The sequence below is a fragment of the Methylobacterium sp. A52T genome (genome assembly GCF_053346095.1).
In genome coordinates this window covers 1-6,982 of the sequence record NZ_JBKFBI010000210.1, presented here as the reverse complement: position 1 = coordinate 6,982, position 6,982 = coordinate 1, and the positions used below count along the sequence as shown (strand labels likewise).

The 6,982-nt window shown below is 73.6% G+C and carries 4 protein-coding genes; 3 read left to right on the top strand and 1 reads right to left on the bottom strand.

The window, feature by feature from the left end:
• Window positions 1-198: 198 nt before the first annotated feature.
• A complete protein-coding gene (locus tag ACLBYE_RS28800; RefSeq protein ID WP_447696776.1) occupies window positions 199-1,557 on the bottom strand; it encodes an 8-oxoguanine deaminase in 1,359 nt (452 codons plus the stop codon).
• 440 nt (window positions 1,558-1,997) lie between these two features.
• Here ACLBYE_RS28800 and ACLBYE_RS28795 point away from each other — a divergent pair, with 440 nt between their 5' ends.
• From ACLBYE_RS28795 to ACLBYE_RS28785, 3 genes are read left to right on the top strand one after another with little or no spacing between them, the layout of a single operon-like run.
• Window positions 1,998-3,389 carry a nucleobase:cation symporter-2 family protein gene (locus ACLBYE_RS28795; protein WP_447696775.1) on the top strand — a complete coding sequence of 464 codons (1,392 nt, stop codon included), beginning with the start codon at window positions 1,998-2,000 and terminating at the stop codon, window positions 3,387-3,389.
• An 11-nt stretch (window positions 3,390-3,400) separates the two neighbouring features.
• Window positions 3,401-6,322: a xanthine dehydrogenase family protein molybdopterin-binding subunit gene (locus tag ACLBYE_RS28790; RefSeq protein ID WP_447696774.1), complete on the top strand. Its 2,922-nt coding sequence runs from the start codon at window positions 3,401-3,403 to the stop codon at window positions 6,320-6,322.
• Window positions 6,319-6,864: a (2Fe-2S)-binding protein gene (locus ACLBYE_RS28785; protein ID WP_012329913.1), complete on the top strand. Its 546-nt coding sequence runs from the start codon at window positions 6,319-6,321 to the stop codon at window positions 6,862-6,864. Before ACLBYE_RS28790 ends, ACLBYE_RS28785 begins: the two co-directional genes overlap by 4 nt.
• The last annotated feature ends 118 nt before the right edge of the window (window positions 6,865-6,982 follow it).

Below are 6,982 nucleotides of genomic sequence, written 5' to 3'. Positions count from 1 at the left end.
GTGCGGGAGAGGGTTGGGGTGAGGGCTGAGAAGTCTCAGGATCGAGCCCGAGATCGACGCGCCTCGTCCGGACAGACCTGATCCCTCACCCTGTCCCTCTCCCGCACGGGAGAGGGGACGCGCGCCCGATCCTGGAGCCGCGCCGCCGACCCCGATGTCCGAATCCACGAGCCCCTCGGCCGGGGAGGATGGGTCGGCCTACGCCTCACCCCGCACCAGAGCCGCCGCGAGCGCGTTGTGGCGGGCGGCCAGCGCCCCGGTGTCGAGGGTCGTCAGGCGGCCCTCGCGGACCACGATCTTCCCGTTGATGACGCTCCAGGCCACCGTCTGCGGCGCGCAGAAGGTGAGGGCGGCGACAGGATCGTGCAGCGCCCCCGCCATGCCGAGGCCGCGCAGGTCGAAGGCGACGATGTCGGCCGCCATGCCGGGGGCCAGCGCGCCGATATCGTCCCGGTTCAGCACCTTCGCGCCGCCGAGCGTCGCGATCTCCAGCGCCTCCCGCGCATTCAGGGCCGCCGGTCCGAAGCCGACGCGGGCGAGCAGCATGGCCTGCCGCGCCTCGCCCAGCATGTGCGACCCGTCGTTGGAAGCCGAGCCGTCGACGCCGAGCCCGACCGGCACGCCCTCGCACCGCATCTGCCGGACGGGCGCGATGCCCGAGGCGAGGCGCATGTTGGAGCAGGGGCAGTGCGCCACCCCGGTCCCGGTCCGGCCGAACAGCGCGATGCCGGCGCGGTCGAGCTTGACGCAGTGGGCGTGCCACACGTCGGGGCCCGTCCAGCCCAGGTCGGCGGCGTACTCCGCCGGCGTCATCCCGAATTTTTCCAGGCTGTAGCGGACGTCGTCGTCGTTCTCGGCGAGGTGCGTGTGGAGCGAGACGCCGTAGTGCCGGGCCAGTTCGGCGGCATCGCGCATCAGGCCGCGGCTGACCGAGAACGGTGAGCAGGGCGCCACCACGATCCGGCGCATGGCGAAGCGCTCCGGATCGTGCCAGCGCTCGATCAGACGGCGCGTGTCCTCGAGGATCGCCGCCTCGTCCTCGACGACCGAGTCCGGCGGGAGTCCGCCCGCGCTCTCCCCGACGCTCATCGCGCCGCGGGCGGCGTGGAAGCGCATGCCGATCGCCTCGGCGCCCTCGATGGAATCGTCGAGCCGGCAGCCGTTCGGGTAGATGTAGAGGTGATCGCTCGACGTGGTGCAGCCCGAGAGGATCAGCTCCGCCATCGCGGTCTGCGTCGAGACGCGGACCATCTCGGGCGTGAGCCGGGCCCAGATCGGGTAGAGCGCCTTCAGCCAGCCGAACAGCTCGGCGTCCTGCGCGGCCGGCACCGCGCGGGTGAGCGTCTGGTACATGTGGTGGTGGGTGTTCACGAGGCCCGGCAGCACCGCGTGGCCGCGCATGTCGAGGACGGTATCGGCCCGCTGCGGCACCTCGGCGGCGGGGCCCACGGCGACGATGCGGTTGTCCTCCACGTAGACCGCGCCGCCGGGGATCTCCCGGCGCTGCGCGTCCATCGTCACCAGGATGTCGGCGTTCGTCAGCAGCAGGGAGGTCATCGCGTCTCTCCAGGTGCGCCCTGGAGGCCGCGCCGGATGGGCCGCGGCGCCTCCCCACGGCCAGATGCCGCCCTCTGGCAGCAGGAACGCCGTGCCGGGCGCACCGTCTCGGGGCCGTCAGCGGGCCGCAGCATACGGCAGCCGCCACCGGCCACCTTGGCGATTTTTCGCAAACTGCTTCCGAAATCCCGGCATGGCATTCGCGGCCAGCCATGCAAGGTTTGAGAGCCAGCCAAGTCGGCAGCGCATGACCCCGGAGCGGCCGCCGAGAGCCCGCTCCCCCGCCCCCGGGCGTGCCGCCACGGCCCGCCCTGCGACTGGCCCCACACCCGCTCCTGGCGGCCCGGACCCGGAAGAGGTCCGGCCACCGCTGCCGGGTCCCTGACGACACCATCACGGGACGACGCCTCGACAGGTCCCGGCTGGCGGAGGACACGCCCATGACGTCTCACGACAGGACAACGCGCGAGGTGGACGCGGTCGACGCGATCCCGCCCCTTCCCAAGCTCCTCGCCTACGGCATGCAGCACGTGCTCGTGATGAGCGCGGGGGCTGTCGCGCCGCCGCTCATCCTCGGCGCGGCGATGAACCTGCCGACCGAGACGGTCGCCTACCTGATCAACTGCGACCTGCTGGTGACGGGCATCGCGATCCTGATCCAGTCCCTCGGCCTGGGGATCTTCGGCATCCGCCTGCCGGTCATCATGGGCGTCAGCTTCGCGGCGGTCGGCCCGATGGTGGCGATGGCGCAGGACCCGACGATCGGCCTGCCGGGCATCTTCGGCGCGACCATCGGGGCGGGTGTGTTCGGCCTGCTGCTCCGGCCGTTCTTCTCCAGGCTGGCGAGCTTCTTCCCGCCGCTCGTCACCGGCACGGTCATCCTGATCATCGGCGTCACGCTGCTGCCGGTGGGGATCAACTGGGCGGGCGGCGGCTTCGGGGCCCCCGATTTCGGCGCCCCGGTCCATCTCGGCGTCGCGGCCTTCGTCCTGGCGGTGATCCTGGTGGTCAGCCGCTTCGCCACCGGCTTCGTCGCCAACATCGCCGTGCTGATCGGCCTCGTCGCGGGCCTGTGCCTCGCCTGGCCGCTCGGCCTGTTCCGCCTCGACGGGCTGGCCGAGCGCCCGCTCATCGCCCTGGTCACGCCGTTCCACTTCGGCTGGCCGACCTTCCACCTGACGGCCGTGGCGGCGATGTGCATCGTCATGATGGTCACGCTGGTCGAGTCGACCGGCATGTTCCTGGCGGTGGGCGACATCGTCGGGCGCCCGGTGGACAAGCGGACCCTGACCCGCGGCCTGATGGCGGACTCGCTCTCGACGCTGATCGCGGGCTGCCTCAACACCTTCCCGCACACCTCGTTCTCCCAGAACGTCGGTCTCGTGAACATGACGCGGGTGCGCAGCCGCTACGTCACGGTCGCGGCGGGCTTCATCATCCTGGGCGTCAGCCTCCTGCCCAAGGTCGCCTTCGCGGTGGCGTCGATCCCGCCCGCCGTGCTCGGCGGCGCCGGCATTGTCATCTTCGGCATGGTCGCGGCGGCGGGGCTCAAGATCGTCGGCGGCGCCGATCTCGGGGATCGCCGGAACCAGATCGTCGTCGCGGTCAGCATCGGCCTGAGCCTGATCCCGATGGCGGCGCCGAAGCTCTTCGCCGCCACGGCGCCGGACTGGGCCGGGCCGATCCTGCACAGCGGGATCACCCTCGGCGCGATCGGCGCGATCGTCCTGAACCTGCTGCTGAACTCGGACCGTCTCGGTGCCGGGGCCGAGCACCGCGTCGCCGACGCGGAGCCCGCCTTCCCGCACGCGGCCGTCCTCGACCGGGCCTGAGGGGGCACGCCATGAGGAAAGACGCCGTGTCGGCCGAGACCATCAAGGCGCTCTCGCGGCGCCACTTCCTGAAGGCCGGCGCGGCGGCGGGCGTCGCCGTGAAGGTCTCCTTCCTGGCGCCCCCGGCCCGGGCGCAGCTCGCCGAGACCGGCCTGTCCGCCGGCTCCCCGTGGGCCGCGCCGGGCCGGCCCCGCTACCGCCTCGACGCCGTCGCCAAGGTCACGGGCGCCAAGACCTTCTCCCGCGACTACCGGGCCCGCGACCTCGCCGGCTGGCCCGACGGCCAAGCCCACGCCTTCCTCGTCGCGGTGACCCGCGCCGACCGCCGCTTCACCGGCCTCGACCTGTCGCGGCTCCCGGCCTCCCTGCTCCCGGACCGTATCGTCCGGCACGAGGACCTGGTGGCGGACGGGGTCTCGGTCCCGCACGCCGACTTCTTCGGCGACTGGTTCCTCGTGCCGCAGGGCGAGACGCCGCGCCTGCTCGGGCAGCCGGTGGCGATCCTGATCTACGCCGACTTCCCGCGCTTCGCCGCGGCCAAGCGCGCCCTGCGCTTCGCCGACGACGTCGTGCAGTACGGCGCCGAGACCGGTCCCAGGCCGCCGGCCCATTACGGCGCCTCGCGCTGGGTGCGGATCGAGGGCGACGCGCCGGACGCGCCCGACCGGTTCTCGCCGTTCGAGCAGTCCCCGATCTTCGCCGGCTTCTCCGGCGACGAGCCCGCCTGGCCGAAGGCCGGCGACGACGGCCCCTTCGCCAGGGGCATGGCGGCGGGGGGGGCCCCCGCCCCCGCGGCCGGCCGCGCCCGCGGCGGCGGCCCCGGGGGGGGGGGCGGGGGGGGGCCGCCCCCCCCCCCCGCCGAGATCGACGGCGCCGGCGCGGACGCCCTGGTGATGCGGCGGACCTACCGGTCGCAGTCGACGGACGCCTCGGCCATGGAGGCCGACAACGGCAACGTCTGGTACGATCCGAACACCGGCACGCTGCGCCTGATGATGGCGACGCAGTCGCCCTACGACGTGGCCGAGGCTGCCGCCGCGCTTGTCTCGAAGTCCCGGTTCCCGCTCAGGGAGGTCGATCTCAAGGTCGGCTACACGGTCGGGTACGGGACGAAGGACCACCACATCTTCCCGTTCCTCTGCGTCGTCGCCGCGCTCTACGCGGGCGGGCGGCCGGTGCGCCTCGCCAACGACCGGTTCGAGCAGTTCCAGAACGGGCTGAAGCGCCACGCCTTCCGCATGGACAACGTCCTGCTGGTGGACCGGGCCAGCGGCCGGTTCCGGGCCATGACCGGGCGCTTCGCCTGCGACGGCGGCGGGCGCCCCAACTACTCCGTCGCGGTCTCCTTCGTCGGCGCCACCGCGGCGCAGTCGATCTACTACCTGCCGAAGAGCGACTTCCAGGCGATCGCCCTGGCCTCGCGGGCCGTGGAGGCCGGATCGACCCGGGGCTTCGGCACGCTCCAGACGATGTCGGCCACCGAGATGATGGTCGACGAGGCGGCGGCGCTCCTGGACATCGACGCGATCGAGCTGCGCCTGCGCAACGTGCTCCGCTCGGGCCAGCGCAACAGCCAGGGCGCGGTCCCGGCCGGGGCGCTGCGCAACGCGGAGATCCTGACGAAGGCCGCCGCGCACCCGCTCTGGCGGGACCGGGCGGCGCGCAAGGCCGCCTACGAGGCCGCCCATCCCGGCCGCCGCTACGGCGTCGGCTTCGCGCAGGTGCACAAGGATTACGGCACGGGCGCCGAGGCGGCGGTCGCGTCGCTGGAGCTCGACCCGCGGGGCCGCCTGAGCCTGCGCCACGTCGCCCACGAGATGGGCCCGGGCGTCACCACCTCGCAGGCGGTCATGGTGGCCGAGATCCTCGGCCGGGTGCCTTCGGAGACCGCGTTCGGCGTGGTGCGCTGGCCCGAGATGCCCCTCGAGACCTCCGACCAGCCCTACACGACGCCCCAGGAAGAGGAGGACCGCCGGGCGCAGAACCCCCGCTGGACCCCGCGCTTCACCTCGCCGATGAGCGCGACCAACTCCGCCTACTACCTCGGCCACGCCACCCGGACGGCCGCGCGGTTCCTCGTCGACCACGCCGTCTGGCCCGCCGCCCGCGCGCTCTGGGCGCGGGGCGGCGGCGGGGGGGGGGCGGGCGCCCCCCACCTGGTCGCCCGCGGGGGGCTGCGGCTGGTGGACGGGCAAGTGCTGGGCGGCGGCCTGCCGCCGCTGTCGCTGGAGCAGGTCGCCGCCGAGGCGCACCGGCTCGGGCTGCCGGTGGGCGTGACCCTCCACACCTTCAACCGCTGGCAATGGGCCGAGGCCGAGTTCGACTTGCCCGGAACGGGCCGGACGCGCCTGCCGATCGACGCCCTGTCGGTGCGCTACGGCGCCGGGGCCCCGCCCGAGCGCCGCGCCCTGATGGCGAATGCGGGCTGGCACTTCGTGCCCCGGGCGGCGGTCTTCTACCCGCCGACCCAGCGCAACAATGTCGGCACGACCTACTACGCGCCGATGGCCACCCTGGCGGAGGTCGCGGTCGACACCGCCAGCGGCGACGTGACGATCCTGTCCCACCACTCGATCCTCGAGTGCGGCCGCCAGATCGTGCCCGAGCTGGTCTCCGGCCAGGTGCAGGGCGGCCTCGCCATGGGGATCGGCCACGCCCTCAAGGAGGTGCTGCCCCTCTACGAGGACGGCCCCGGCGACGGCACGTGGAACTGGAACCGCTACGAGCTGCCCCGCGCCCGCGACGTGGCCCCGTGGAACCAGACGGTGGAGATCCTGCCGCCGCTCTCCGAGACCGACCCGCCCAAGGGCATCGCCGAGGTCGTGATGATCGCCGTCGTCCCGGCGCTGGCCAACGCCGTCGCGCACGCGATCGGCCACCGCTTCCACGAACTCCCCATCCGGCCCGAGCGCATCCGCGAGGCACTGGCATGAGCGCCGCCATCGAGATCAAGGACCTCTCGCTCCGCGTGAACGGCGCGGCCGTCGGTCCGATCCCCGTCCCCGTCGGCACGAGCCTGCTCGACGTCCTGCACGAGTGGCTGGGCCTCACCGGCAGCCGCATGGGCTGCGGGCAGGGCATCTGCCACGCCTGCACGGTGATGCTGGAGGAGGCGGCCGGCCCGCGGGAGATGCGCGCCTGCATCACCGGCGCGCACTGGTTCGAGGGGCGCAGCATCCGCACCGTCGAGGGCCATGCCCGCACCGCGCCGGACGGCACCGTCGTGCTCTCGCCGGTCCAGCAGGCCTTCATCGAGAACTTCGCGTTCCAGTGCGGCTACTGCACGCCGGGCTTCGTCACCGGGGCGAGCGTACTCATCGAGCGCCTGCGCCGCGAGCCGATCCGCCGCGACGAGGTCGAGCGGGTCGTCACCGAGGCCCTCGACCGCCACATCTGCCGCTGCACCGGCTACGTCCGCTACCATCAGGCGGTGCGCGACCTCGTGCTGGCGACCCCCGGTCTGGTGACCGCCTGAGGCGCGCCATGCGGATCCCGTCCCTCACCACCCCCGCCCGGCGCGTCGGCGCCGGGCTCGCCGCCGCCCTCGCGGTGGCCGTCTCGGCGGCCGGCCCCCTCCCCCCCCGGGCCCCGGG

Excerpts from the sequence above, each read along its gene's own strand:
- ACLBYE_RS28800 (WP_447696776.1), bottom strand. The coding sequence starts at position 1,557 with ATGACCTCCCTGCTGCTGACGAACGCCGACATCCTGGTGACGATGGAC.
- ACLBYE_RS28795 (WP_447696775.1), top strand. The coding sequence starts at position 1,998 with ATGACGTCTCACGACAGGACAACGCGCGAGGTGGACGCGGTCGACGCG.
- ACLBYE_RS28790 (WP_447696774.1), top strand. The coding sequence starts at position 3,401 with ATGAGGAAAGACGCCGTGTCGGCCGAGACCATCAAGGCGCTCTCGCGG.
- ACLBYE_RS28785 (WP_012329913.1), top strand. The coding sequence starts at position 6,319 with ATGAGCGCCGCCATCGAGATCAAGGACCTCTCGCTCCGCGTGAACGGC.